Origin of the sequence: Streptomyces sp. HNM0645 (assembly GCF_030056615.1) — a bacterium.
Classification (GTDB): Bacteria; Actinomycetota; Actinomycetes; order Streptomycetales; family Streptomycetaceae; genus Streptomyces; species Streptomyces marianii.
The window spans coordinates 42,631-68,811 of the sequence record NZ_JASHLT010000025.1; the positions used below are offsets into that span (position 1 = coordinate 42,631).

21 protein-coding genes and 1 pseudogene are annotated in these 26,181 nt (G+C 72.3%); 16 read left to right on the forward strand and 6 right to left on the reverse strand.

The window, feature by feature from the left end; translation table 11 throughout:
* Window positions 1-4 precede the first annotated feature (4 nt).
* The 4 genes from QMZ92_RS19270 to QMZ92_RS19285 all read right to left on the reverse strand — a co-directional run bounded on the left by QMZ92_RS19270 (window position 5) and on the right by QMZ92_RS19285 (window position 4,692).
* Complete coding sequence (locus tag QMZ92_RS19270; RefSeq protein ID WP_283298608.1) at window positions 5-949, reverse strand: ABC transporter permease; 945 nt, start codon at window positions 947-949, stop codon at window positions 5-7.
* Window positions 946-1,860, reverse strand: a complete 915-nt coding sequence (locus tag QMZ92_RS19275) for an ABC transporter permease (protein ID WP_283298609.1) — start codon at window positions 1,858-1,860, stop codon at window positions 946-948. Before QMZ92_RS19275 ends, QMZ92_RS19270 begins: the two co-directional genes overlap by 4 nt.
* Before the next feature lies 1 nt (window position 1,861).
* The gene (locus QMZ92_RS19280; RefSeq protein WP_283298610.1) at window positions 1,862-3,049 is read right to left on the reverse strand and encodes a polyamine ABC transporter substrate-binding protein; all 1,188 of its coding nucleotides are present in this window, start codon (window positions 3,047-3,049) and stop codon (window positions 1,862-1,864) included.
* Between the two features lie 239 nt (window positions 3,050-3,288).
* Complete coding sequence (locus tag QMZ92_RS19285) at window positions 3,289-4,692, reverse strand: aromatic ring-hydroxylating oxygenase subunit alpha (RefSeq protein WP_283298611.1); 1,404 nt, start codon at window positions 4,690-4,692, stop codon at window positions 3,289-3,291.
* Window positions 4,693-5,149: 457 nt separating this feature from the next.
* Here QMZ92_RS19285 and QMZ92_RS19290 point away from each other — a divergent pair, with 457 nt between their 5' ends.
* The 8 genes and pseudogenes from QMZ92_RS19290 (at window position 5,150) to QMZ92_RS19320 (ending at window position 12,718) form a co-directional block, all read left to right on the forward strand.
* Complete coding sequence (locus tag QMZ92_RS19290; protein WP_283298612.1) at window positions 5,150-5,758, forward strand: hypothetical protein; 609 nt, start codon at window positions 5,150-5,152, stop codon at window positions 5,756-5,758.
* Window positions 5,755-7,038, forward strand: a complete 1,284-nt coding sequence (locus tag QMZ92_RS19295; protein ID WP_283298613.1) for an NADH-ubiquinone oxidoreductase-F iron-sulfur binding region domain-containing protein — start codon at window positions 5,755-5,757, stop codon at window positions 7,036-7,038. Before QMZ92_RS19290 ends, QMZ92_RS19295 begins: the two co-directional genes overlap by 4 nt.
* A gap of 59 nt (window positions 7,039-7,097) precedes the next feature.
* On the forward strand, window positions 7,098-7,289 hold the full coding sequence (locus tag QMZ92_RS19300; protein ID WP_283298614.1) for a ferredoxin: 192 nt from the start codon (window positions 7,098-7,100) through the stop codon (window positions 7,287-7,289).
* A 1-nt stretch (window position 7,290) separates the two neighbouring features.
* Window positions 7,291-9,351 carry an acetate--CoA ligase family protein gene (locus tag QMZ92_RS19305; protein ID WP_283298615.1) on the forward strand — a complete coding sequence of 687 codons (2,061 nt, stop codon included), beginning with the start codon at window positions 7,291-7,293 and terminating at the stop codon, window positions 9,349-9,351.
* 144 nt (window positions 9,352-9,495) lie between these two features.
* A pseudogene (locus tag QMZ92_RS19310) lies at window positions 9,496-10,578 on the forward strand (acyl-CoA dehydrogenase family protein); the annotation flags it as partial.
* 43 nt (window positions 10,579-10,621) lie between these two features.
* Window positions 10,622-10,936 carry an acyl-CoA dehydrogenase family protein gene (locus QMZ92_RS36430; RefSeq protein ID WP_502962093.1) on the forward strand — a complete coding sequence of 105 codons (315 nt, stop codon included), beginning with the start codon at window positions 10,622-10,624 and terminating at the stop codon, window positions 10,934-10,936.
* Between the two features lie 101 nt (window positions 10,937-11,037).
* A complete protein-coding gene (locus tag QMZ92_RS19315) occupies window positions 11,038-11,910 on the forward strand; it encodes a 3-hydroxybutyryl-CoA dehydrogenase (protein ID WP_283298657.1) in 873 nt (290 codons plus the stop codon).
* Between the two features lie 196 nt (window positions 11,911-12,106).
* Window positions 12,107-12,718 carry a TetR/AcrR family transcriptional regulator gene (locus QMZ92_RS19320; protein ID WP_283298617.1) on the forward strand — a complete coding sequence of 204 codons (612 nt, stop codon included), beginning with the start codon at window positions 12,107-12,109 and terminating at the stop codon, window positions 12,716-12,718.
* A gap of 155 nt (window positions 12,719-12,873) precedes the next feature.
* Here QMZ92_RS19320 and QMZ92_RS19325 read toward each other — a convergent pair whose 3' ends face one another.
* Window positions 12,874-13,593, reverse strand: a complete 720-nt coding sequence (locus QMZ92_RS19325; protein ID WP_283298618.1) for a nucleoside/nucleotide kinase family protein — start codon at window positions 13,591-13,593, stop codon at window positions 12,874-12,876.
* A 145-nt stretch (window positions 13,594-13,738) separates the two neighbouring features.
* On the opposite strand from QMZ92_RS19325, the gene QMZ92_RS19330 reads away from it, so the two are divergent.
* From QMZ92_RS19330 to QMZ92_RS19350, 5 genes are all read left to right on the forward strand, one after another.
* Window positions 13,739-14,575: an ABC transporter substrate-binding protein gene (locus QMZ92_RS19330; protein ID WP_283298619.1), complete on the forward strand. Its 837-nt coding sequence runs from the start codon at window positions 13,739-13,741 to the stop codon at window positions 14,573-14,575.
* A complete protein-coding gene (locus QMZ92_RS19335; protein WP_283298620.1) occupies window positions 14,542-15,372 on the forward strand; it encodes an amino acid ABC transporter permease in 831 nt (276 codons plus the stop codon). The genes QMZ92_RS19330 and QMZ92_RS19335 overlap by 34 nt, the downstream gene beginning before the upstream one ends.
* Before the next feature lie 8 nt (window positions 15,373-15,380).
* Window positions 15,381-16,208 carry an amino acid ABC transporter ATP-binding protein gene (locus QMZ92_RS19340; RefSeq protein ID WP_283298621.1) on the forward strand — a complete coding sequence of 276 codons (828 nt, stop codon included), beginning with the start codon at window positions 15,381-15,383 and terminating at the stop codon, window positions 16,206-16,208.
* A 215-nt stretch (window positions 16,209-16,423) separates the two neighbouring features.
* Window positions 16,424-17,818: a cytochrome P450 gene (locus QMZ92_RS19345; RefSeq protein ID WP_283298622.1), complete on the forward strand. Its 1,395-nt coding sequence runs from the start codon at window positions 16,424-16,426 to the stop codon at window positions 17,816-17,818.
* 171 nt (window positions 17,819-17,989) lie between these two features.
* Window positions 17,990-19,438 (forward strand): PP2C family protein-serine/threonine phosphatase, encoded by a 1,449-nt coding sequence (locus QMZ92_RS19350; protein WP_283298623.1) that lies wholly within the window; start codon window positions 17,990-17,992, stop codon window positions 19,436-19,438.
* A gap of 178 nt (window positions 19,439-19,616) precedes the next feature.
* Here the strand turns inward: QMZ92_RS19350 and QMZ92_RS19355 are convergent, their stop codons facing one another.
* The gene (locus tag QMZ92_RS19355; protein WP_283298624.1) at window positions 19,617-21,113 is read right to left on the reverse strand and encodes a DNA-binding protein NsdB; all 1,497 of its coding nucleotides are present in this window, start codon (window positions 21,111-21,113) and stop codon (window positions 19,617-19,619) included.
* Between the two features lie 232 nt (window positions 21,114-21,345).
* Here QMZ92_RS19355 and QMZ92_RS19360 point away from each other — a divergent pair, with 232 nt between their 5' ends.
* From QMZ92_RS19360 to QMZ92_RS19370, 3 genes are all read left to right on the forward strand, one after another.
* Window positions 21,346-22,464 carry an aminoglycoside phosphotransferase family protein gene (locus tag QMZ92_RS19360; protein WP_283298625.1) on the forward strand — a complete coding sequence of 373 codons (1,119 nt, stop codon included), beginning with the start codon at window positions 21,346-21,348 and terminating at the stop codon, window positions 22,462-22,464.
* A gap of 413 nt (window positions 22,465-22,877) precedes the next feature.
* Window positions 22,878-23,771, forward strand: coding sequence for a universal stress protein (locus tag QMZ92_RS19365; RefSeq protein WP_283298626.1), 894 nt, complete (start codon window positions 22,878-22,880; stop codon window positions 23,769-23,771).
* A gap of 483 nt (window positions 23,772-24,254) precedes the next feature.
* Entirely contained in the window at window positions 24,255-26,162 is a 1,908-nt protein-coding gene (locus tag QMZ92_RS19370; protein ID WP_283298627.1) for an N-acetylmuramoyl-L-alanine amidase, read from the forward strand.
* Window positions 26,163-26,181: the final 19 nt, after the last annotated feature.

Sequence of the window (26,181 nt, forward strand, 5' to 3'; positions counted from 1 at the left end):
GGTGTCACTTCCCGGAGAGCAGATCGAGGCCGCCGCGACGACCGAACAGGCGCGGGATGAAGAGGGCGAGGACGATGAGGAGGATCGAGCCGACGAGCATCAGGGTGCCCACCGCGTTGATCGTGGGCTGGACCCCGAAGCGGATCGCCGAGTAGATCCGCACGGACAGCGGCTGCGGGTCGACGCCGGTGGTGAAGTAGGCGAGGACGAAGTCGTCGAAGACCAGGGCGAAGATCAGGACCCCCGACGCCAGGATGCTGGGCAGCAGCGCGGGCAGGGTGACCAGCCGCAGGGCCTGCCAGCGGGTGGCGCCCAGGTCCATCGCCGCTTCCTCGGTCTCCGGGTTGAGTGCGGCGATCCGGGAGCGCAGGACGACCGTCACATAGGAGATGGAGAACGTGATCTCGGCGAGCATCACCGTCGTGGTGGACAGGGTGATGCCCATGCCCTTGAAGAGCAGCATGGCCGCGACCCCGGTGACGATCTCCGGAGTGATCAGGGGGACGAGCATGATCAGTCCGGCGAGGGAGCCGAGCCGGCTTCGGCAGCGCACCAGTCCGAGGGCCAGTGTCACCCCCAGCAGCAGCGAGCCGGCCATGGCCACCAGCGAGACCCGCAGGCTCATGTCGAGGGACTCGAGCAGACCGTCGTCGCGGAGGAAGGCCCCGTACCACCGGAGGCTGAAGTCCTTGAACACCGTGAGGGACTTCTGGGAGTTGAAGGAGAAGAGGGCGACGACGCCGATCGGCAGGTAGAGCAGCGCGAAGAAGGCGGCGGTCACGGCGATGGCGAAGCGCGGCCTGCGTTCGGTGCCGCGGCGGCCCCGGCGCGGGGCCGGGCGGGAACGCTCGCCGGTTCCCGGGCGGGTGCCGCGCTTGCGGGGGCCGGGCGTACGCACCGTCTCGTCCGCGGGACGGGGCTTCGGCTTGAGGGCCGGGCGGAGTGTCATCGGCCTGCCTCCGCGTCCATCTCGTCCTTGCGGGCCCGCCGCAGATAGCCGAGCATCCCGATGAACAGCACGGCCATCATCAGCATGGTGAGCGCTGAGCCCAGCGGCCAGTTCTGGCCCTGGAAGAACTTGTCCTGGATCAGGTTGCCGATCATGATCTGGTCGGGACCTCCCATCAGCTGGGCACTGACGAAGTCGCCCATGGCGGGCAGGAAGACGAGGACGCAGCCGGCCGCCGCGCCCTGCCGGGTGGCCGGCAGGGTGACGTGGAAGAAGGTCCGCAGCGGTCCGCCGTAGAGATCGCGCCCGGCTTCGATCAGCGAGATGTCCATCCGTTCGAGCGCCGCGTACAGCGGGATGATCATGAACACGATGAAGCCGTAGACGAGTCCCGCGACGACGCCCGCGCCGGTCTGGAGGATCCTGGTGCCGCCGTCCGCGATCCCGATGCCCCGCAGCGCCTTCAGCAGGGGCCCGTCGTCGGAGAGGACGACGGACCAGCCGTACATCCGGACCAGGTAGTTCGCGAAGAACGGCACGACGATGGCGGCGATCAGGAGGTTCTTGAACCGTCCGCCGTGCAGGGCGATGACATAGGCCACCGGGTAGGCCACGACCAGGCAGATCAGACAGGTCAGCAGGGCGTAGCCGAGCGAGCGGATCAGCACGGAGCGGTAGGCGGGATCGGCCAGGGCCGCGAAGTTCTCGAAGTTGAGGCCGAACTGCGGATTGCCGAGCGGATCGGTGGTGCCGAGCGCGAGGGTGGCGACCAGCAGGAGCGAGGCGACGAGGAACGTGGCCATCCAGAGGGTGCCGGGGACCATCAGCCAGGCCCACAGCCGGTTGCTCCTCGCGGAGGGGCCCGGTCTCCCGGAGGTCCGGGTTCTCAGGCCGGGGGTGTGCGGTGCCATCTCATCCCGCCTTCACGCGGGTCCAGGCGCTGTCGCGTGCCTGTTCGCCCTTCGTGGTCCCGTTGCGGAAGTAGAGGTCGTCCTTGAGGTCCTCCGCGGAGACCAGGCACTCGGGGAAGGGCTCCACGAGTGCGGCGTAGGTGTCCTCGCTACCGGCGACCGGCATCGGGTAGCCGAGGTACTCGATGTTCTTCTTCACGTTCTCCGGTCGGAGCATGTAGTCGATGAAGAGCATCGCGGTACCGGGGTGGCGGGCGTTGGAGGGGATGGCGTAGCAGTCCGAGTTGACCGGGGCGCCTTCCTTCGCGATCTCGAAGCCGAAGACCGAGGGGTCCTTGGCCTGGCTCAGCATGGCGGCCATGTCCCCGCTCCAGGCCTGGGTCATGGCCGCGTTGCCGTTGAGGAGGTTGTTGTAACTGTCACTGGAGAAGCCGCGCAGATGGGGGCGGAGGGAGAGGAGGGTCTCGGTGATGCGCCCGAGCTCGTCCACGTCCGTGGTGGAGACGTCGAGGCCGAGCTTGAGTGCGGCGAAGCCGAGGACCTCGTCCCGGTCGTCGAGTACGAAGACCCGCCCCTTGGCGCGGGCGTACCACAGGTCGTCCCAGGAGCCGCCGAGATCGTCGCCGATCTTGTCCTTCCGCCAGCCGATCCCGGTCTTGTACATGGTGAACGGCAGGGTGTGCCGGGAACCGGAGTCGTACCAGGGGTCCGCGAAGTAGGCGTACTGCCCGAGGATCGACTCGGCGTTCTTGAGCTTGCCGTGGTCGATCCGGTGCAGCCGGTTACCGGTGGCCAGCCGCTGGGCCCATTTGGCCGTGGGGAAGATGATGTCGTAGCGGTTGCCGGCGTTGAGCTTGGCGACCATGCCTTCCATCGAGTCGAAGTTCGACTGGATGACCTTGACGCCGTACTCCCCCTCGAATCCGGCGAGGACGGCGGGATCGACGAAGTCGGCCCAGTTGAAGTAGACCAGGTCGCCATCGACCTTGACGTCGATCGGCTTCTGGTCGTCGCTGTCGGCGGTGGGGCCGGACGACAGGAATCCGCATCCCGCCGAGGTCAGGCCGAGGCCGAGACCGGCGGCCGTGGCGGCGCCGGTGCGCAGGAGGGAGCGTCGGGACAGGGCGGTGGGGACGGTGAGCTGGGGCGGGGACGAGGGTGCCTCGGGGGACATCGGGGTCCTCTCCATGGGGCCGTACGGTGACGGGCACTGCTGCGGGAGCGGTCGTGGGTGCACGGAGCTGTGGCCTCCGTGCACGGACCGGGGAGCCTGCGCGGTGTTGGGGTGCACCGCCGGGTATGGCTCGACAGGGTACGTGGCGGGCGGATGCGGCTCGTCGATCCGCGTCGCCGTGGGTTTGCGTGGATCACTCGCCCGTGCCGTGGGGCGGCAGGGGCACGGCTCGGCGCCCGTGGGGCCCGGGCGGCTCAGTGCTCCACGCCGTCGAGGTCGGCGCGGACGCGCTCGGCGAACCAGCCGACCGCCTCCTCGCGCCGGGACAGCGGGCCCGGCTCGAAGCCCGGGGTCATCAGTCCTTTCTGCACACGGGCCACCAGTTCGGCATCCTCGTCGTTGGTGATCCAGCCGATGTGGATGTTCAGCCGCCGGGCGATCCGGGTGCGCAGCCCGGTGCCGCGGCGGGTGTAGAACGCTCCTGGCACGGCCACACGGTCCACCGCCGTTGGGATCGCGGTCCAGGCAAGCACATGGTCGGGATAGAAGTCGATGAGTGTGTTGGGGTAGATCACGGCGTACCGCCAGACACGGCGGTCCGCCTCGGTCAGTCCCGGCATGGGGGCGGCGAGGCGCTGGTAGAGGCGCTCGGCCCAGTTCGACGACGGTTTGTCGCGCAGCGGAGAGGCGAAGAGGGCGTACGCCTCGTCGACCTCGCAGCTGTAGCGCTGGTAGTCGAGCAGGCGCATCAGGCCCGGGTGGGCGACGGGTACGTGGTATCCCTCGAGGTAGTTGTCGACGGCGACCTTCCAGTTGGCGTGCTGCACCTCGGCGGACCCGAGGTCGTGGATGCGGCTTCGGCCGACGGGCACGAGATCGGCTCCGGCGTAGTGGCCGACGGCCTCCGCCAGACCCGCGCACTGCTCGGCGAGCGGGGTGGCGTCCGGGTCGAGGTTGGCGAACACGAAGCCGAGGAAGGACTCGACCCGGACGGGGAACAGCCCGAGACGGGGCTTGTCCAGGCAGGGGATCTGCCGGGCCTCGGGCGCCCCGACCAGCCGCCCGTCCAGCTTGTACGTCCAGCCGTGGTACGGGCAGCGGATCGCCTTGCCGGCCGGCTCGGGCCGGGTGACCAGCCGGGTGCCGCGATGGCGGCAGACGTTGAGGTGGCCGGCGAGGCCGCCGTCCTCGGTGCGTACGACGATGACCTCCTGACCGGCGATCGCGGCGGCGAGGCGGGCTCCCGGACCCGGGAGGTCGGACTCGTGACAGACGAGTTGCCACGCCCTGGCGAAGATGTGCGAGGTCTCGGCCTCGGCGACGGCGGGATCGGTGTAGTAGCGGGCGGCGAGCGCAGCGCCGGGGGCGGCCGGGGCGGCGGGGTTCCCGGCGGGGGGCCGGGCGGGTGCGGCTGCTTCCGCGACCGGTCCGGCAGCGGGGGCCCGGAAGCCGGCACCGTCCTCGGAGGCGGGGGATGCCGGGGCTTCGGGAGCGGCGGGGCGGTTTGCGGGGTGGTCCTGGGGGGATCCCGCGGGCGCGGCAACGGTCGCGGGGTCGGGTGGGTTCCCGGCTCTGCCCTCGGAGGCGGAGGGAGGACTCCCGCCACGCCCGGCGGCACCGGCCTTGCTCGGTGTTTCTGCGGGGGCTTCGGGCTGCATCGGCTGACTCCTCCATGCCACCGGAGGCGGCGATCGGTGTTGAGGCGGCCCAGGGACGGTCGGCCGGGTCCGGCGAAGGGGCCGGAACCGAGCTGACTAATTGGTCAGTCAGACTGCTGACATGGTCCGGTGGTGTCAAGACTTGTGAACTGACTAACTGATTAGTTAGCGTAGTGGGCATCGCAGCTCCCGGCGATCCGTACTCCAGAGCCCCCGGCCCTGGTCGGAGGCCGAGAGCCCGCAGTCGGGACCCGGCGCGTCCGATCAGGTCCCGCGCACCCGAACCATGCGCCCGAGGCGTCCGTCAGCCGCCGTCCCGGGCCCGACCATTCGTGCTCGCCCGCACCCGGCCCCGCCCCGGATACACCGCGAGACCCCCGGCTCCGTTCACCACCCCAAGCTCCTCCTCTGCTGCTCCAGCTCCCCGAAGTCCCCCTCTCCTCTCCCGGAGGCACGCATGAGCGGTCGTCGGAGTCTCGTCTGGCTCGGGCTCACGCCCGAACCCGAGCGGGAACTGCCCCCCGCCGTGGCCGCGCTGCGCACCGGCGCACCGGACGCCGGCGCCGAGGCCCGGGGACCGGCCGCCGCCGAGCGCCGCCGGGTGGAGAGGCTGATCCTGCACGGCTCCGAACGCAGCTGGCTGCGTTATCTCGCCGAGGTCACCGAACTCGTGACCTCCGTGGCGGACGGGACCGCGTCCGGCGACCGGGGGGCCGCGCTCGTCGCGGGCGAGGTCGTCCTGGACCACCACCGCATGCTCATCGGCCTGCCGGGCTCCGGCTACGACCGCACGGCACGGGACCGCTCCGCCCTGGAGACCGCGGTCCGCACCCTGCGGGCCGCCATGGCGGGAACGCCCGGCACCGCCTCCTCCGCGGCCGCCGCAGCACCGGGGTCACCGGGGTCACCGGGGGAAGGCCCCACCACCGGCTCCGCCGCGACGGCGACCGGGGCCGAACAGCGCATCGGCCTCCCCCCAAGGGCGACCCCGGCCCGCCAACGCGTCCGCGCCGCCGCCGAGGTCCCCTCGGCAGACACCCCCACTCCGAACGGAGACCGGACATGACCGGCACGACCGCCGTGCGCTCGCTCCTGGACGATCCTGCGGTCTCGGTACTCGGCACGGAGCCGGGCGAGACCGAGAGCGCCGAGACGTACACCCGCTCGGGCGGGTACGGGGAGACCGCCTCCCCGGCCCGGCTGCTGGAGGCCGTCGACCGCGCCGGCCTCCGCGGCCGCGGTGGCGCCGGTTTCCCGGCCGCCGTGAAGCTGCGCTCCGTGCGCGAAGGGGGCGGAGTACCGGTCGTGGTGGCCAACGGCGAGGAGGGCGAGCCCGGGTCCGTGAAGGACCGCTGGCTGCTGCGGGCCAGGCCGCACCTCGTGCTGGACGGGATCTCCCGCGCCGCGGAGATCACCGGCGCCACGCAGGGCTATGTGTACCTGTCCGACCCCTGCGCAGCGGCGGAGGTCCGCCGGGCCCTCGAGGAGCACCCGCCCGAGGTCCCGGTGGAGGTGGTCGAGACCGCGCACGGCTACGTCGCGGGCGAGGAGACCTCGGTGGTGCGGCGCATCAACGGCGGCCCCGCGCTGCCGGCCGCCAAACCTCCCCGGCCCTACGAGCGCGGGGTCGCCGGCCGGCCGACGCTGGTCGCCAACGTCGAGACGCTCGCCCGGATGGCGCTGATCGCCGCGCACCCGGAGCTGAGCGAGACGATCGCCCGCACCACCCTGCTCACCCTGTCGTCCCGGCGCGACGCTCCCCTGCTCGTCGAGGCGCCCTACGGTGTGCGCCTGCACGACCTCGCCGGAGGCCAGGGCTCCGGCGACGCCTACGGCGTGCTGATGGGCGGGCTGTTCGGCGGCCTCGTCGGCTCAGGTGCGCTGGCGCTGCGGCTGGACCCCGGTGTGCTGGCCGACGCCGGCACGTCCCTCGGCTGCGGGGCGATCCGCTTCCTCGCACCGGGCGGATGCCCCGTCGCCGTCGCCCACGACGCCGTGGACCATCTCGCCGCCGAGAGCGCTCGGCAGTGCGGTGTGTGCGTGTCGGGCACGGCCGCGATCCGCGACACGCTACGGCAGCTGGCCACCGGCGGGGCCGGGCCGGACGCCGCCGCGCGGCTCGAACGCTGGGCCCGGGGTCTGCCGGGGCGCGGCGCCTGCGGGCTGCTCGACGCCGCCGCGGGCACGGCGGGGAGTCTGCTGCGCGCGTTCCCCGACACCGTGCGCGACCACCTGGGCACGGCGTGCCCGGTGTGTGCCGGCTGTCCGGCCACCGGAGGTCAACGGCTGGTCGTGCCCGTTCCGGAGGTCGCCGGCCTCCGCCCGGACCCCACCCCCGTCCGCTGACCCGGTCCCGGCCCCTCGCCCCACCCTCTCCGTCCCGCCCTCGCCGAAAGGAACGCCGCGTGAAACTCTTCCTGGACTCCACCCGCTGCCAGGGCTACGGGCTCTGCCAGGAGCACGCCCCCGGGCTGATCGACCTCGACGAATGGGGCTACGCGTCGGTGCTGACCACCGATGTGCCGCCCGGTTCGGAGGACGCGGCACGCGCGTGCGTCGACAGCTGCCCCAACACCGCGCTGCGCCTGGAGAAGTGACATGCCCCGTGATCTGAGCGCGTTGTTCGACCCGAAGTCCGTCGCCGTCGTCGGCGCCAGTGACGACCCCGCGAAGTACGGCCACGCCGTGGCCGCGCAGGCGCTCCGCGCTCCGCACCGCAGGCCGGTGCATCTGGTGAACCGCCGCGGTGGCACGGTCCTCGGGCGCCCCGCCGCCAGGACCCTCGCCGAGATCGGCGAGCCGGTGGAGCTCGTGGTGGTCTCCGTCCCGGGTAAGGGTTTCGAGGAGGCCGTCGACTCCGCCCTGGCGTGCGGTGCCCGCGCGATCGTCGGCATCACCGCCGGCTTCGCCGAGACGGGCCCCGCCGGGCTCGCGCGGCAGCGGGCCGTCGCGGCGCGGGTGAGGGAGGCGGGAGCCGTGCTGGTGGGCCCCAACTGCCTGGGCGTCGCCGACAACACGACCGAGCTGTATCTCGCCTCGGACACCTTCGCACCCGGCGGGATCGCCCTGCTGAGCCAGAGCGGCAACCTCGCCCTGGAACTGCAGTTGCGGCTGGCTCCGCACGGGCTGGGCTTCTCGCGGTTCGTCTCGCTCGGCAACCAGGCCGACGTCACTCTCGTCGACCTCGTCGAGGACTGCGCACGGCACGCCGCGACGTCGGCCGTCGCCGTGTACGCGGAGGATTTCGGCGACGGCCGCGCCTTCGCGCGGGCGGCCGCCGCGGCCGGCAAGCCGGTGGTCCTCCTCACCGCGGGCCGTGGCACCGCGTCCGCCCGCAGCGCCCAGTCCCACACCGGGGCGCTGACCACCTCGGCCGATGTGGTCGCGGCCGCGTGCCGGGACGCCGGGGTGGAACTCGTCGCCACACCGCGGGAGATGACGGTGGTCCTCGCGGCGCTGAATGCCCGGGCCCGGTCCGGCGGCCGCCGTACGGCGGTGTTCACCGACGGCGGCGGGCACGGCGTCATCGCGGCCGACGCGGCCGAGGCCGCCGGGCTCGACGTGCCCGAACTCGGCGAGCCCACGCGGCAGAAGCTGCGGTCGGTGCTGTGGGAGCAGTCCGCGGTCGGCAACCCGGTGGACCTGGCCGGCATGGGGGAGCAGGACCCCCTCTCGTACTCCGCGACGGTCGGGGCCCTGCTCGCCGCCGACGAGGTCGACGCTGTCCTGGTGACCGGCTACTTCGGCGGCTACGCGGCCGCGGGCGGCGGGCTGGGCGGCGGTGGCGCGACGCTCGCGGAGGGCGAGGGCCGTGCGGCCGGTGAGATCGTCGGCCACTGGCGGAGGCGACCGAAGCCGCTGGTGGTCCAGTCGATGTATCCGGCGTCGCCGAGCTGCCGGACCCTGGTCGACGCGGGCATACCGGTGTTCTCGTCCACGGAGGACGCCTCACGCGCCCTGGCCGCGATGGCCTCGGCCCACCCGGACGAACGGTCCGGGGTGTCCTCGCTGCCGCCGCCCGCCCCGGCGCTGAGCGACTCCGGGTACCACGCGGTCCGCGGGCTGCTGGCCGCGGCCGGAGTGCCGTTCCCCGGCGCCCGGGAGGTCACCGGTGAGGCCGAACTACTCGCGGCGGCCGAGGAGTTCCCGGGTCCGTACGTCCTCAAGGCACTGCACGTGCTGCACAAGTCGGACGCGGGCGGGGTGGCGCTGGGGCTGCCCGGCCGTGACGCCCTACTCGCCGCGTACCGGGAGATGCACGCCCGGCTCGGATCCTCCTCGTACTCGGTCGAGGCGATGGCGGACCTCTCGGACGGGGTCGAGCTGATCGTGGGGGTCCACCGGGATCCGCGCTTCGGTCCGGTCGCCATGGTCGGGCTCGGGGGCGTCCTCACGGAAACACTGCACGACGTCGCCTTCTCGCTGGCACCGGTACCGGCGGAGCGTGCCGCGAGGCTGCTGCGAGGGCTGCGCACCGCGGCCCTGCTGGCCGGTGTACGCGGCCGGCCGGCGGTGGACGTCGACGCCGCGGCGGAGGTGGTCGAACGCATCACCGCCGTAGCGGCCGCGCATCCCGAGATCGCCGAACTGGAGGTCAATCCCCTGCTGGTGAGGCCGGACGGCGCCCTGGCCCTCGACGCCCGGGCGGTACTGGCCTGACCCCTCCCCGCAACCGGGCCCCGGCACTCCCGCTCGCCGGCCCCGGCCCGTACCGGCACCCCGCTTCCGTGTCTCCCCCCGGCGCGACGCGCCGGATCCCCTCCCGATCCCCCTCCCCTTGACGCATCTCCGGAGGAACATCCCATGGACTTCCGCTACACCCCCGAACAGGCGGACCTCAAGGCCCGGGCCGCCGCCTACTCCCGCCTGCTCATGGAGTACGAGGACCGGTCCGAGGAGGCGGGCGGTCCGCTGCCGGCCGACACGGTCCGCGAACTCACCCGGGCCGCGATCGAGGCCGGCGTGTACGCCATCAACATGCCCGCCGAGTGGGGTGGCGCCGGGCTGTCCCTGCTGGACCAGGTGATCGTGGAGGAGGAGTTCGGCAAGGTCACCAACTGTCTGTGGGACATTCCGTGGCGGCCCGCGAACGTCCTGGCGTACGGCACGGAGGCACAGCGGGAGAAGTACCTGCTGCCGGTCGTCCGGGGCGAGAAGTTCGACGCCTTCGCGGTGACCGAGCCGGGCGCGGGCTCGGACCCCTCGTCGGGGACGAGCACCGCGACCCGCACGGACGGCGGCTGGGTGCTGAACGGCGAGAAGTGGTTCGTCACCTGCGGTGACATCGCCGACTTCCTGCTCGTCCAGGCCGACGCCGGCGAGGAACGCGCGCCGACCCTGTTCTTCGTCGACAAGCAGGCGGCGGGGGTGGAGATGACCCGGGTGCCGCGTTTCATGCACTCCGCCGTGAACGGTCATCCCGAGTTCACGTTCACCGACGTCTTCGTCTCCGACGATGACGTGCTCGGCGGGGTCGGCAACGGATACGAGCTGACGAAGGAGTGGTTCACGGACGAGCGGTTGATGATCGCGGCCCGTACGACCGGGGCCGCCGAGCGCGCCCTCGAACTGGCCCGCGACTGGGCCGTCGAACGCCGCCAGTTCGGCTCCCCCATCGCCGACTTCCAGCTCGTCCAGGGCATGCTCGCCGACTGCGCCGTCGACATCGCCGTCAACCGCGCGTACACCCACCAGGTCGCCTGGGAGGCCGATCAGCCGGGCACCGACCGCAAGGCGCTGCACGCCAAGGCGTCGACGGCGAAACTGGCGGCCAGCGAGGCGGCCGGGCGGGTCGTCGACCGCTGCGTACAGATCTTCGGCGGACGCGGCTACGACCGCTCCTACCCCGTCGAACGCATGTACCGGGAACTGCGCGTGGACCGCATCTGGGAGGGCACCTCCGAGANTGCTCGCCGACTGCGCCGTCGACATCGCCGTCAACCGCGCGTACACCCACCAGGTCGCCTGGGAGGTGGACGCCGGCCTGTCCGACCGCAAGACCCTGCACGCCAAGGCGGCGATCGCCAAGCTGTCGGCCAGCGAGGCGGCCGGGCGGGTCGTCGACCGCTGCGTACAGATCTTCGGCGGACGCGGCTACGACCGCTCCTACCCCGTCGAACGCATGTACCGGGAACTGCGCGTGGACCGCATCTGGGAGGGCACCTCCGAGATCCAGCGGCTGATCGTCGCCGGTGAACTGGTCAAGCGGGGGACGGGCGTTCTGCGGATGCCGTCCGCGGACTGAGGCCCGCGGCCCGGGTCCCGGCAAGGTCGCGCCGGGACCCGGGCCCTCGGTGCCGTGACGACTGTTGCCGGATGGACGAGCATGCTGAACCGGAGGAAGTGATGGCTGGCGGAGAGCGGGAGTGCTCGCTGATCGGGGTCGTGGGCTGCGGTCTGATGGGCTCCGGGATCGCCGAGGTGTGTGCGCGGGCCGGCCGGGACGTCGTCGTGGTCGAGACCGGTGCGGCGGCGGTGAAGGAGGGCCGCGGCCGGATCACGGCGTCGCTGGACCGGGCCGTGGCCGCGGGCAGGCTCGCGGGCCAGGACCGTGACGCCGCCCTGGCGCGGATCGTGGTCACGGCTGACATGGAGGCACTGGCGGACCGGGACCTCGTGGTGGAGGCCGTGGCCGAGCGTGAGGAGGCCAAGGTCCGGGTGTTCGCCCATCTCGACCGGACCGTGGGCCGCGAGGACGCGGTCCTGGCGACGAACACCTCGTCCATCCCGGTCATCCGGCTCGCGACGGCGACCGCGCGCCCCGAGCAGGTGGTGGGGCTGCACTTCTTCAACCCCGTGCCGGTACTGCCGCTGGTCGAGCTGGTGCCGTCGCTGCTGACCGGTGAGAGCACCGCGCGGCGGGCGGAGGCGTTCGCTTCCGGGGTCCTCGGCAAGGAGGTGGTCCGCGCTCGCGACCGGGCAGGATTCGTGGTGAACGCGCTGCTGGTGCCGTATCTGCTGGCGGCCGTGCGGATGGTCGAGTCCGGCGCCGCCTCCGTCGAGGACGTCGACCGGGGGATGGTCCTCGGCTGCGCGCATCCGCTCGGGCCGCTCGCGCTCACGGACCTGATCGGTCTGGACACCACCCGGGCCATCGCCGAGTCGCTGTACGAGGAGTTCCGGGAACCGCTGTACGCGCCTCCGCCGCTGCTGGCGCGGATGGTGGACGCCGGGCTGCTGGGGCGGAAGTCGGGACGCGGCTTCCACTCCTACCGATGACCGGTGACCGGCTCCTGCCGACGACCGGCCACCAGCCACCAGCCGTCCTCCGCACTTCCGGACCGCCGGCGGCCGGCGGCCGGGACCCGCGGACGGCGTGGATGCGCCAAGATGGACGACGGCGGGCCGGGCCGGCACCGACAGCCCGCACAGAGAACTGACCCGCACCGACAGCACCGAACCGGGGAGCACACACGTGACCAAGGCCGAGCGCACTCGCGAGACCCGTGAGCGGATCCTCTCCGCCGCGTGCGAAGTGATCGCCGAGGTCGGCTTCGAGAAGATCCGCATGCGGATGGTGGCCGAGCGCGCCGGGGTGTCGACGGCGCTGCTGCACTACCACTTCGACACCCGCGAGAAGCTCTTCGCCGAGGCGATGACGCACTCCTTCGCCCAGACCGGGACGGAGCTGGAGAAGGACGCCGGCTCGGTGCCCGCCGCGGTGATCCTCGCCCGGATCCTGCGCACCCTGCTCCCCACCGACCCCGAGCTGAGGCAGGACTGGCGGCTCTGGCAGGAGCTGTGGGTACGCGCGCTGCGCGACGACACGGCCCAACGTCTCGCCGTCGACCTGTACGACCAGCTCCACGAATGGGTCGGCGGCGCGCTGAAACGGGGCGTCGACTCCGGGGAGTTCGCCCCCTGCGACATCGACGCCACCAGCACCCTCCTGCTCGCGCTCTGCGACGGCTACGGGATCCGCCTGATGCTGTCGGATCCGCGGGTCGACCTGGACGCGGCCCAGACGGCGATCTGGGGGGCCGTGGCGCGAACCCTCGGAGTGGCCCCCGGATTTCCCCAGGTGTGATGTCCGGGGGGTGCGCCGTGGCGAGCGGCTCCGGGCGGACCGCGCCCCGGCTCTGACGGCCCTTCGAGCGGGAGAACCGCACGGACTTCGCCCGCGCCGTCGCGGACCGGGAGACGCCCGCGTCACCGATGGCCGCCCCCGCGAAGGGCGGGCGGTCAGAGCAGACGTGGCCGGGCGAAGTCCGTGTTGTCGATGATCGCGTCCGTCCGCGTCAGTGGTTCGGCCTCCTCGACGTGGACACGCATGGCGGCGAGGTAGCGGTCGCGGTGGATGGCCTCGGCCGCGGAGCCGGCCCAGTCCCCGTCCCGGGCGGCGCCGCGGCGTACGGAGACCTCGGCGTCGACGTCGAGCCAGATACGGAAGTCCCAGTACGCGTCGATCGCGGGGCGGAGGGCGAAGACTCCGTCCACGATCAGCACGCTGTCCTCGGTCAGCGGCGTCCTGGTCGCCGAGTGGTCCTGCTGCGTCAGCGGGTCGATGCTGCACAGCGCACAGGACGCGGCGCCTTCGGTACGGCACGGGTCGAGCAGCAGCCGGCGGGCGGCCTCGTAGTCGTACGCGTTGCGGTAGTAGCCCTCGCCGGACTTCCGGTCGTAGAGGTGCCGGTCCTTCCAGGGCCGCTTGAAGTCGTCCAGGGTGGCGCGGAGCACCGGGCGGCCCGCCGCGCCGATCCGGGCACCGAGCTCATGGCCGAAGCTCGTCTTGCCGGAGGCCGTGAGCCCGTCGATGCCGACGAGCAACCGGCCGCCGCCGAGCGCGAGGACCCGATCCGCGATCAGTGCCACGAGGGCCTCCCGCTCCGGGGACGCGGGAGCCGGGCGCGGTTGCCGCCAGGTCGAGGCCGAAAGGTGCACGGGGGCATGCCTCATGGTCATCGCCCCACCGTATCCACGTCCCCCACCTGCGGACAGACCGCCCCAGCCGGTAAGGTCCACGATCTTCCGGGACAGGGCGGTACCGAGGGCCTACGCTCATGTGTGGCGGTGCCATCCACCGATCCCTGCGCCCATGGAGGTCACCATGTCCAGGACTGCCGGCGGCCGTACCCACCCGATCCGCGTTCTCGCCCTGCTCTGCGCCGCGGCGACGGGCCTGTCGCTCACCGCCGGCTGCTCCTCCGGGGAGGGGCCCGGCGAGGCGGCGGGTGGAGTGCCGGTGGTGGAGAAGGGGAAACTGACCACCTGTACGCACCTGCCCTATCCTCCGTTCCAGTTCGAGCAGGGCGGCGAGGTCGTGGGCTTCGACGTGGCCCTCGTCGACCTGGTGGCAGAGGACCTCGAGGTCGAACAGAAGATCCTCGACACGCCCTTCGAGAACTTCAAGACGGGCGCGTTCCTGAACTCCGGCGAGTGCGACCTCGCCGCCGCCGGTATGACGATCACCGACGAGCGCAAGAAGAACGTCGACTTCTCCGTCCCGTACTTCGACGCCACCCAGGCACTGCTCGCCACCAGGAAGAGCGGCGTCACCACGCTGGCCGACGTCGAGGCCAAGGGCGCGAAACTGGGCGCGCAGGCCGGGACGACCGGCGAGAGCCATGCGAAGTCGCAGGGCTTCGACCCGGTGGCGTTCGAGAGCTCCGACGCCGTGCTCAACGGGCTGCGCACCGGCCAGGTCGACGCCGTGGTGATCGACTACCCGGTGGTGCAGGGCTGGCTCAAGGACAAGGACAACGCGGACGCCTTCGTGCTCGGGCAGGACATCGAGACCGGCGAGCAGTACGGCTTCTCGGTGAAGAAGGGCAACGACGCGCTCCGCGCCGCCATCGACGAGGCGATCACGGACGCCAAGGCCGACGGCACGTACGACAAGCTCTACCGGCAGTGGATCGGGCCGCTGCCGGAGGGCCGGTCGTGACCTCGCGGCTGACCAGGCGTCAACGCCGCCGAGTGTCGCAGGGAATCCAGTACGCGGTGTTCGTCGCCGCGGTGGTCCTGGTCGCCGTGCTGGCCGACTGGGACCGGCTGCGGAACCAGTTCGCGCAGAAGGACCTCGCGAGCGAGCTGTTCCCCGACATCATCACCGTCGCACTGCGCAACACGATCGTGTACACGCTGTCGGGCTTCGCCTTCGGTCTGGTGCTGGGCATGGTCGTGGCGCTGATGCGGTTGTCGTCGGTGGCGCCGTACCGCTGGGTGGCGAGCGTCTACATCGAGCTGTTCCGCGGGCTGCCCGCTCTGCTGATCTTCATCTTCGTGGGTGTCGCGGTGCCTCTGGCCTTCCCCGGGACGGAGATCCCCGGCGGGGTGTACGGCAAGGTCGCACTCGGTCTCGGGCTGGTGGCGGCCGCGTACATGGCCGAGACGATCAGGGCCGGGATCCAGGCCGTACCCAGGGGGCAGATGGAGGCGGCGCGTTCGCTCGGGTTCTCCCATGCGCGGGCCATGGTGTCGGTGATCGTCCCGCAGGCCTTCCGGATCGTGATCCCGCCGTTGACCAACGAGTTGGTGCTGCTGTTCAAGGACTCGTCGCTGGTGCTGTTCCTCGGTGTGACGCTGAGCGAGCGGGAACTGACCAAGTTCGGCCGGGACCTGGCCAGCCAGACCGCCAACTCCACGCCGATCCTGGTCGCCGGGCTGTGCTATCTGCTGGTCACCATTCCGCTGAGTCTGGTCGTGCGCCGGCTGGAAGCCCGAACCGAGAAGGCCAGGTGACGACCGGTATGGCGGAGAACGAGATCGAGATCCGCGGACTGCGCAAGTCGTTCGGGGGCGACGAGGTGCTGCGCGGCATCGACTTGGACGTGGCCCGCGGTGAAGTGGTGTGCGTCATCGGCCCGTCGGGCTCGGGCAAGTCGACGCTGCTGCGGTGTGTGAACCTGCTGGAGGAGCCGAGCGCGGGCAAGGTGTTCGTGGGCGGCACGGAGGTCACTGACCTCGACGTCGACATCGACGCGGTACGGCGCCGGATCGGCATGGTGTTCCAGCAGTTCAACCTCTTCCCGCACGTGACCGTGGCGGAGAACCTCACCCTCCCGCAGCGGCGGGTACTGAAACGCGACAAGGCGCGGGCCGCCTCGGTGGCCGTGGAGAACCTGGAGCGGGTGGGTCTCGCGGACAAGGCGGACGCGTATCCGGCGCAGCTGTCCGGTGGGCAGCAGCAGCGTGTGGCGATCGCGCGGGCCCTGGCCATGAGCCCGGAGGTGATGCTCTTCGACGAGCCGACGTCGGCGCTGGACCCCGAGCTCGTCGGCGAAGTCCTGGCGGTCATGCGGATGCTCGCGGCGGAGGGCATGACCATGATGGTGGTCACCCACGAGATGAGCTTCGCCCGGGAGGTCGCCGACCGAGTCGTGTTCATGGACGACGGGGCGATCGTGGAACACGGCCCGGCGGAACAGGTGGTGGGCTCCCCACGCCAGGAGCGGACGCGCAACTTCCTCAACCGCATCCTGGACCCCGCCGCCGCGGAGGGACCCGGTGGCGCCGCCTGCGTGGACCGGAACCCCGGCTCCGGCCCCGGCCCGGAAACCGGCCAAGGGGGAGCCTGACGACGGCGCACCGTCCGGACGCCGCGGCGCACCCTCTTCTTCCGCCGCGCCGCCGGCAGTGCGTTCCGGCCACGTGCGCGGACGTTCCGGCCGGATCGCCCTGCCCACGGGCGGGACGGTCCTGGCAGTGTGGTCGTGCACACGTCGTGCACACGTCGTGCAGTCGGAGACGCCCCGGGTGCCCGGCGGTTCAGCGCTCGGGGAAGGTGTCTGCGATGACGGCGGAAAGCGCACTGCCCGGACCGGGTCCGGTCGTGCCCGGACCACGACGGCTGCCGGGCCTCGGCAATCTGCCGGCGTTCGCCCGCGATCCGCTCGGCTTCTTCGTACGGCTGCGCGACCGCGGAGACCTGGTGGAATGGCGGCTCGGTCCGCAGCGGGCACTGTTCGTCTCGCGTCCCGAGCACATCGGCGAGCTGCTGAAGGGCGTCGAGACGGTCTTCCGCCACCCGGAGCTCGGCTGGGCGTTCACGTTGCTCCTCGGGGACGGCGTGGTGACGTCCGAGGGACCGGAGTGGCGCCGGAAACGGGCGCTGGTACAGCCCGCGGTCCGTCCCCGTCAGGTGCGGTCGTACGCCCGGACGATGGCCGACTGCGCCGAAGGGCTGGCGGACGCCTGGCGTCCGGGGCAGCGTGTCGACGTACGCCGCGAGATGCTGGCGCTCACTCAGCGCATCGCCGTGCGCACGCTCTTCGGCGCGGAGACCGCAGGCCGTGAGGGAGTGATCGGCTCGGCCATGGACGTGGCCCAGCGGGCGATCGGCGCCGAGTTCCGGGGGCTCACGCTGTTCCTGCCCGCCTGGGTCCCGACGCCCGGCCGCCGTGCTCTGCGCCGGGCCGTCGAGGTGATCGACGCCGAGGTGGGCCGGGTGACCGAGGAGCGGCGGCGCGGCGGTGTGGAGCGGGACGACCTCCTGAGCCGGCTGCTGGCGGCACGTGACGAGAAGGGCCGTCCGCTGTCGGACAAGGAGGTGCGCGACGAGGCGGTGACGCTCTACATCGGCGGGCACGAGACGACCGGGACGACGCTGGCCTGGGCCTGGTACCTGCTCTCGCGCAATCCCGGGGCACGGGCCCGGATGGGCCGGGAGCTGGCGGAGGTCCTGGGCGGCCGAACACCCGGCTTCGACGATCTGCGCCTGCTGCCGTACACCGAGCAGGTGGTGAAGGAGACCTTGCGGCTGTACCCGCCGGTGTGGCTGATGACGGGCGTCGCGAAGGAGGGCTCGGCGCTGGGCGGACTGCCGCTGCCCGAGGGAACGGTGGTCTGGTCCAGCCAGTGGAGCGCGCACCGGGATCCCCGCTGGTTCCCGGAGCCCGGGGTCTTCCGGCCGGAGCGGTGGGAGGCGGGCGCGGAGCCTGCGGTCCCGGACCACGCCTGGTTCCCTTTCGGGGGCGGCGCACGGGCCTGCCTGGGCGCGCGGTTCGCGATGGTGGAGGCGGTGCTCGTACTGGCGACCCTGGCCCAACGGTTCCACGTCGATCTCGGTCCCGCGGAGGTGGCGCCCCGTACGGGACTGACGCTTCAGCCCGGTTCGCCGATGCCGGCGCGGCTGCGGGACGTCGAACAGGACATTTCCGGGCCGCGCCTCACGAGCACTCAGGAGTAACACGGAGCGGGGTCATGGCTGGTCGGGAGCACTGCGAGCCATTGACATATGCCAGGTGCACCACCGTATCGAGTGTTGCCAAATCCCTTACGCGCCCTCGTTACCTGTGCAACAGTCGTAACGGTCTCTTTACCGAGACCTGGTCATGCCGCGCCTGAATCGGAGTACGACATGCCGTCCCATCTGTTCGCGGACCGCCCCGCCCCCCAGCCACCTCGGCGCGGCTCGGTGGAGGAGCTGATCTCGCAGACCCGACGGCTGCGCGGAGACGTGGACGCGGTCCGGCGCGACGCAGTGGTGGACGAGGACGACCCCCAGGGACGCTGGCAGCGGGCTCTGTGCGACCTTGCCGTCCATCAGCTCGACGATCTCGGATCGCACTTGGGCCAGCTCAAGGAGGGGCTGCCCGTCCCGCCGGAGCCCGAGGACATACTCGGCCCGGAGGAGCCCGCCCCGTACGAGGACCTCGCGCCGCACCCGGGTTCCCTGCTGAGCCGGGTCGGCAGCGCCGAGTGGAACCTGCTGACGGACGAGGTCGACTGGTCCGAGGAACTGCACCAGATCTTCGGACTGCCCGCCGGCAGCGACCCGATGACGCTGGACGAGCTGCCTTCCCTGATCTTCGCCGAGGACCAGGGGTTGCTTACGGAAATGGTGACGGACTGTCTGGTCGACGGCAAGCCGATCGACGGCGAGTTCCGCATCGTCCGCGCCGACGGACGTGTCCGTACGCTCCACATGATGGGAGAGCCGGTCCTCGATGCCGACGGCTGCACGGCCTCGATGTGGGCCGTGCTCCGGGACGTCAGCGAACTGCGGCGGTCCCAGCGCGCGGTGCGCGAGTCCCGGGACACGCTCGCCCGGCGGCAGCACGTCGACCGGACCGAGCGCCGGGTCGCGAGGGAGATGCACGAAGCGGTCCTCCCTCCCTGGCGCGGCCCGCTCAGCCTTCCCCGGCACGGTCCGGAGGCGCTGGAGCTGGCGGGCCATCACCTCCCCTCGGCGGACGGCGGGCTCATCGGCGGACAGTGGTTCGACGCCCTCGAACTGCCGGGTGGACGAGCGCTGTTGAGCGTGGGCGATCTCACCGGTCACGGGGTCGGCACGACCTCGACCACGGCGATGCTGCTGGGCGCCCTGCGGGCTCTCGCCGCGGCGGGCATCCGGCCCGGCCCGCTGATGGTCCAGCTCAACGGTCTCCTGGACTCCTCGGCACAGCCCGCGCTCGGCAGCACGGTGTGCTGCCACTACGACCCGGAGGCCCGGCTGCTGTCCTGGGCACAGGCCGGGCATCCCGCCCCGTTGCTGTTCCGTCGCGGTACGGGACGTGCCCTGCCCCAGCCGGACGGCGTGCTGCTCGGCGCGACGGCCGGAGGGGCGTACGAGCAGGCCGAGGTCAGCCTGCTGCCCGGCGATGTGCTGGTGCTGCACACGGACGGGCTGACGAGGGGGCCGGGTGCCGGCCACGACAGTTCCGGTCGGGAACGTCTGCTGGCCCTCGCCCCCGCGCTCTCCGTCGCCCGGAGCGCACAGGAGTGCACCCGTTTGATCGTCGAGGAGTTCGGTGAGGTCGAGCGTCAGGGCGACGCCTGTGTGATGGTGGCCAGGGTCAGTCGATAGCGTAGCGGGGGTGGGGCGGGCCGGCAGCGGGCCGTCGGGCACGACCGGTGGACTCCTGCACAAGAACGGCATCGGTGACGTCGCTGCCTCCGAACCTTCCGCCCACCGCTCGGTCCACCACCGCCGGCTGCGCCTGCGGTCACCTCCGGGTGGTGACGGTGGCCGGTACCGACATCGCTCAGATCCGGGCGTTCCGCAAGCTCTTGGACGGGCTGCCGGGCAGCGCGTGCTGGATCTCCTCACGGAGGTCCTCGATCTTCGCGTAGCCGGCGAACTGCCCGGTGAGCCGGTACATCTCCCGGAGCCGGTCCCAGGTGCGGTGCGACGAGGTCTCCCCCATCGACACCAGCGCCAACCGGGCGTACCTGTCGGCCTGTTCCGGGTCGTCGGCGATGAAGCACGCCGACGCCATGGAGAGGTAGTCGAAGATCTTGGACCGCTGACGGCCGCCCTCCCTCAGCTCCAGCGCCTGCTTGGCATGGCGCTGGGCGATGCCGGCGGCGGCGGGGTCGTGCTCGGCGAGGGTGCGGTAGGCGAGAGCCTGCATGCCGTGCATGTCCGCCTCGTCGAACATCTGCATCCAACTCGGCGGCGGAACGTCGCCCTTGTCGGAGACGAACAGTTCCTCGGCCTCGCCCAGGGTCCGGCGCATGGCCTGGGCCCTGCCCATGGATGCCTGTGCCCATGCCTCGATGGTGTGCAGCATCGCCCGGGTACGGGGCAGGGTCTCCTCCCCGGAACCGGACTTGGCGAGCTTCATCAGATCGAGGGCGTCGTCAGGCCGGCCCAGGTGCACCATCTGGCGTGCGGCCCGGGAGAGCGCCTCACCCGCGCGTGGACGGTCGCCCCCTTCGCGTGCCGCATGGGCCGCGATGACGAAGTACTTCTGGGCGGTGGGCTCGAGACCGACGTCGTGGGACATCCAGCCGGCGAGCACGGCGAGGTTGGCCGCGACGCCCCACAGGCGGCGCTGGAGGTGGTCGGGGTGGCGGTAGGAGAGCATGCCGCCCACCTCGTTGAGCTGGCCGACCACCGCCTTGCGCTGCAGTCCGCCGCCCCGGGAGGCGTCCCAGGCGCGGAACACCTCGACGGAGCGCTCCAGGGCGTCGATCTCCTGCGACCCGATGGGGGCGGCTTCGTAGCGGTCGAACCCAGCGGGGTCGGCGGCGTGCAGGGGATCGTGGAGACGTGGAACGTCGGTGGCGAGAGCGGGGTCGGTGTGCAGCCAGTCGTGCATGGCGCTGCTGAGTGCGGAGCCTGCGGCGAGCGCGGCGCCCGCGCCCACCAAGCCGCGTCGGTTGAGCATGAGGTCCATTCCCGTGAATTCGGTGAGGACCGCCGCCGTACGTTCGGGTGCCCAGGGCAGGCCGTCGGGATGGCCGGCGCCGCCGGCCTCCCTTCGCTTGCGCGTGCGCCCGTGCCGTACGAACCCGAGGTCCTCGATGGTCACGACACGGCCGAGTCGCTCGGTGAACAGAGCTGCCAGCACCTTCGGCACCGGATCGCGGGGGGACTCCCCCGTGTCGATCCAGCGCCGGACCCGCGAGGTGTCGGTCGCCAGCTGCGGATGGCCCATGGCCGCCGCCTGCCGGTTCACGAGCCGCGCGAGCTCGCCCTTGGACCAGCCGGCGAGGCCGAACAGGTCCGCGAGACGGGTGTTGGGTTCTCCGGTCACGTCAAGCCCCCAGGTTCTCGGCTGAGTTGACAGTAACCCCCTGTCAGATGCACCGCGACTATTCGCCAGGGTTCGCCAGGGTCCGCCAGATGGTGTGCCACCCGCGGCCGGGTGTCAGGTAGGAAAGCGCCACCCCGCCCCGGGAGCGAGACGCATTCCCCAGGGTGCCGAAGGCTTCCGGGGCGGGGCCGCGCACGCGACTTGTCGGCACACGAAGGGATCTGTATCGCCCATGTACACAGCATCGTCCTCCGTGTCCGCCCCGCCCCGCCCCCGCACCCTGCAGGCAGGCGGCGGGCCGTTGTTCGAGCCCTCCACGACCGGCAGGACCCGGCGCTGGCCGGGAGCTGTCGGCCAACCGCTCAGCGGGAGAATCGACTTGTCCGGCCCCCAGGGCGCGCAGCTGCGCATGGCGATCGCCTCGGTGCACCGCATCTGCCCGGAGTTCAATCCGGTGCAGGTGCTGCGCAGGAGCGGTCGCTCGGTGCTGCTCGTCGGCACGACGGGGCGGACCACGGCCGTCGCCAAATGCTTACTGGACCAGTCGCCGGCGTGGGCGGAGCGGTTCCGGCACGAGATAGGGGTCTACCGTGCGTTCGTCCGGCACCGGCCTCCGGTGCGTGCGCCCCGGCTCATCGCCGCGGACCCGGACAACTGCACGCTCGTCGTCGAGCGGATGCCCGGACGTCCGGCCGCCCTCGCCCGGCACCCCTCCGAGGCGCCGCCGCGCGCGGACGTCCGTGCCGCGCTCGGGGCCATCGCCCGGCTGAACTCATGGCGACCGCCGGCCGGGATGTTCGACGCACCGCTGGAGTACGCGTCGCGGATCGCCCGCTACCACGAGCTGGGGCTCTTCACCGACCGCGACCTGGGCGATCTGCAGAAGCTGCTGCACGGTCTCGCCCACGCCGGCGGACGGCAGGGCGGCCTGGGCCAGTTCTGTCACGGCGACGCCCTGCTGTCGAACATCCTCCTCGCGCCGACGGGCCCGGTGCTCGTGGACTGGGAGCACGCCGGCTGGTACCTGCCGGGGTACGACCTGGCGACGCTCTGGACGGTGCTGGGCGACGCTCCGGTGGCCCGGCGCCAGATCAGCCAGCTGGCGCAACAGTCGGGCCCCGCAGCCCGCGACGCCTTCCTGGTGAACCTGATGCTGGTGCTGACCCGGGAGATCAGGACCTACGAGACGGCCGTGCAGCGGACGATGCGGGAGGCCCCGCCGGCCGGCACCGTCCCGTCAGCGCAGGTCGGAGTCTCCTCCGGAGAGGAGCAGCGGCTGCTGCTGCGGCGGCTGCACGATGACTGCGCGCTGGCACGGCGGGCCGTGCGCGCGGCGGTCGGCACCCGCTGACCGCGACGAGGGGGAAGAGCGCTGTGCGTCCAGTGCCGACACACTGGACGCACAGCGCTCTGTCGTGTGTCGAGGTGACACGGCGCCAGGGATGATGCGTGTGTCCGGACCGCACCGCGCGGGATGCCGAAGCCCGGCTGCCAGGCCCCCAACGGCCGAGCGGAGGACGGCCGCCCGGCGGACCGGCCCACGCCATGGGAGGACGGCTCGCGGCGGGAGGTGTAGAGAGTCCGGCTCGGGGGAATTCGTCACCGGTCGCAGCCGGTTCCCGGCCGGTCCGGGCGGCACGGGGACACGGGTGCGTGACCGAGAACAGACCACTCGCCCCGTGCGCGTGTCGGCCGCCGCGCGATACTGACACCACAGGGCGGACCGCTTGGTCGAGCCCCGACCCCGGACGGAGGCACGCTCCCATGGCCCGACGCATCACAGCCGGAGTGGACGGATCACCGGAGAGCCGGGCCGCGGTGCACTGGGCGGCCCGCGAAGCGGCGCTCCGCGGGCTTCCGCTCCGTATGGTGCACGCATGGCTGTGGCAGCCTCTCGACGTGCCGATCGCGCAGGACCGCGAGGCGCAGGCGCGTTCGGTGGAGAGTCTGGTACGTGAGGCGGAGTCGGAGATCACCGGGCGCTACCCGGATGTGGCGGTCTCCGCCGAGGTGGTGGCGGACACGGCGGTGGCGGCGCTGCTCGACGAGTCGGAGCGCACGTCGATGCTGGTGCTCGGATCCCGGGGTCATGGCGCGATCGTCGGCTTCATCGTCGGCTCGTACGGCCAGCAGGTGATCGCCTCCGCCGCCTGTCCCGTCGTCGCCGTGCGTGCGCCGGCCGGGAAGGAGCAGGACCAGGCGGCGGTTCCCGCGCCCCACGAGGGCGCCGAGGTGGTGGTGGGACAGCACGGCACGCCGGAGGACTGCGGCGCCGTCCTCGGCTTCGCCTTCGAGACCGCCGCCGCACATGGCGTGGGGGTGCGGGCGGTGCGGGCCTGGAGCCTGCCGACCCTCTACACCTACAGCCCGGGTTCGATGCGGCTGGCCGACGAGGCCGGCGGCCTGGAGCCGTTCGAGAAGAAGGCGCTGGCGGACGCGCTGAAGCCCTGGCGGGAGCGGTACCCCGGGGTGCCGGTGACGGAGCACGTCGAGATGGGCAGCGCGGGACAGGTGCTGCTGTCCGCCACAGGGCGTGCGCTGCTGCTGGTCGTCGGCCGGCACGCGCGCCGTTCACCCGTCGGTGCGCGGGTCGGTTCGGTCGCCCATGCCGCGCTGCACCACGCGCCCTGCCCCGTGGCGGTCGTACCGCCGAGCTGACCCGGCGTCGTGCACGGTGACCGGACAGCCCGTTCGCGGCGGGCGTTCGCCAGGCCGGTTCCCGGGACCGGCGGCGGCCGTTGGGCATGCTGTCACGCCACGCGGCCGTGTTCCGCGACCTGCGACGGTCCGCGCCTGACGACTCGCTCCGGATGCCCCGGACCGGCCGGCCGCGTCGGCTCCGCATCGCACCGGCCGGCCGGCCGTGCCCCGAACCCTGCGACGGTCCGCGCCCAGGCCCCGCGATCCGGTCGCCCGTGCCCTGACGGCCCCTCACCGGCGATCATTGGTCCACTCCGCTGACGCGCCGCAGGCCGCGCCCGGCCCGTCCGCGACATGGACTTCCGCGCCGCTGAGCCTCATTGACGGATCGTCCGGGAGCCGCTACCCCTGTACGGGTCCCTCGCGCACCATCCGTCACTGGAGGCTGCATTGCAGGCATCCGCCCCGGCACGACCGAGACATGCTCGCAGACGGGGGGCGGTGGTCGCGGCGCTGCTGCTGACCCTGGCCTCGGCCGCTCCGTCCGCCGTCGCGGAGCCGGCCGCGCCGTCCGACGCACTCCAGCGGGCCTTCGCCGACGCCGCCGCCGAGTACCGGGTGCCGCAGAGCGTGCTGCTCGGCGTCTCCTACCTCCAGTCGCGCTGGGACGGGCACGGCGGCGCCCCGAGCGTCACGGGCGGTTACGGGCCGATGCACCTCACCGACGCCGCGACGGCCCTGGCCGAGGCCCCCCACCATGGGCACGGCGTGGAGGACGCCCGTGGCGACGCGGCCCGCGCTCCCCGCACGGGCGACGGCGCCACGCTCGCGGAGCGCGCAGCGCTGCCGGCCCGGCTGCGGACCCTGGAGCGGGCCGCGGACCTCACCGGTGTCCCCGCCGAGCAGCTGCGCACGAACACGGCCGCGAACGTCCGGGGCGGAGCGGCGCTGCTCGCCGACGCCCAGCGGAGGCTGGGCCGGGCGCCCGGCGGCGGTGCGGCGGACTGGTACGCGGCGGTCGCCCGGTTCTCGGGCGCCGACGACACGGCCACCGCGAGGACGTACGCCGACGACGTGTTCGACGTCATCCGCACGGGCCTGCGGCGGACCACGGACAGCGGCCAGCGGGTGTCCCTGCCGGCCGACGAGGGGCTGCGTCCCGACAGGTCGGGCCTGGCCCGCCTGGGGCTGCGCACCGCGGACCGGACGCTCACCGAGTGTCCGGTGACCGTGGCGTGCGAGTGGATCCCCGCTCCCTACGAGCAGTTCGGCGAGGGCGACTACGGCAACCACGACAAGGCGGACCGGCCCGCGTCGCAGTCGGTCGAGTACATCGTCATCCATGACACCGAGGCGACCTGGGACACCACCCTCCGGCTGGTCCAGGACCCGGAGTACGTGTCCTGGCAGTACTCGCTGCGGTCGTCGGACGGTCATGTCGCCCAGCATCTGCGGCTGGAGGACGTCGGCTGGCACGCCGGCAACTGGTACGTCAACGCCAAGTCGGTCGGGCTGGAGCACGAGGGCTTCCTCATCAGTCCCGACGCCTGGTACACGGAGGCGATGTACCGCAGCTCCGCCCGGCTGGTGCGCCATCTCGCCAAGAAGTACGGCATCCCGCTGGACCGGCAGCACATCATCGGGCACGACAACGTGCCGGGCACGCTGCCCTCGACCATCCCGGGCATGCACACCGACCCGGGGCCGTTCTGGGACTGGGCGCACTACTTCACGCTGCTGGGACGGCCGTTCGTACCGACCGCCGGTCCGGGCGCGTCCGCGGTGACCATCCGCCCCGACTACGACCGGAACCAGCCGGTGTACACGGGCTGTGTGAAGGCGGGCGACACCTGCGCTCCGCACGGTTCGGGTGCGGTCCGGCTGCACACCGCGCCGGACGCCTCGGCGCCGCTGGTCAGGGACATCGGACTGCGGCCGGGCGGCGGCGAGTCGACGACGGGTGTCAACGACACCGGCGCGCGGGCCACGACGGGGCAGCAGTACGCGGTCGCGGAGCGCCGCGGTGACTGGACTGGCATCTGGTACCTGGGCCAGAAGGCCTGGTTCCACAACCCGCGTACCCGGCCGACCGCGGTGGGCGCGCGAGCCGTGCTCGTCACCCCACGCGAGGGCCTGGCGGAGGTACCGGTCTACGGCCGCGCCTATCCGGAGGCGTCGGCGTACCCGGCGGGCGTACCGGTGCAGGCGGTGACGCCGCTGCCGTACAAACTGCTCGCGGGACAGAGGTACGTGACCGGTGGCAGCACTCCGGGCGAGTACTACCGGGCGACGACGTTCGACACGTCGAACCACACCGTGGTGCGCGGCGACGAGCGGTACCACGAGATCCAGTTCGGGCATCGGGTCGCCTTCGTGAAGGCCTCCGACGTGCGGGTCGTGCGCCGGTAGGCGGGGCGGCGCGCGAGCG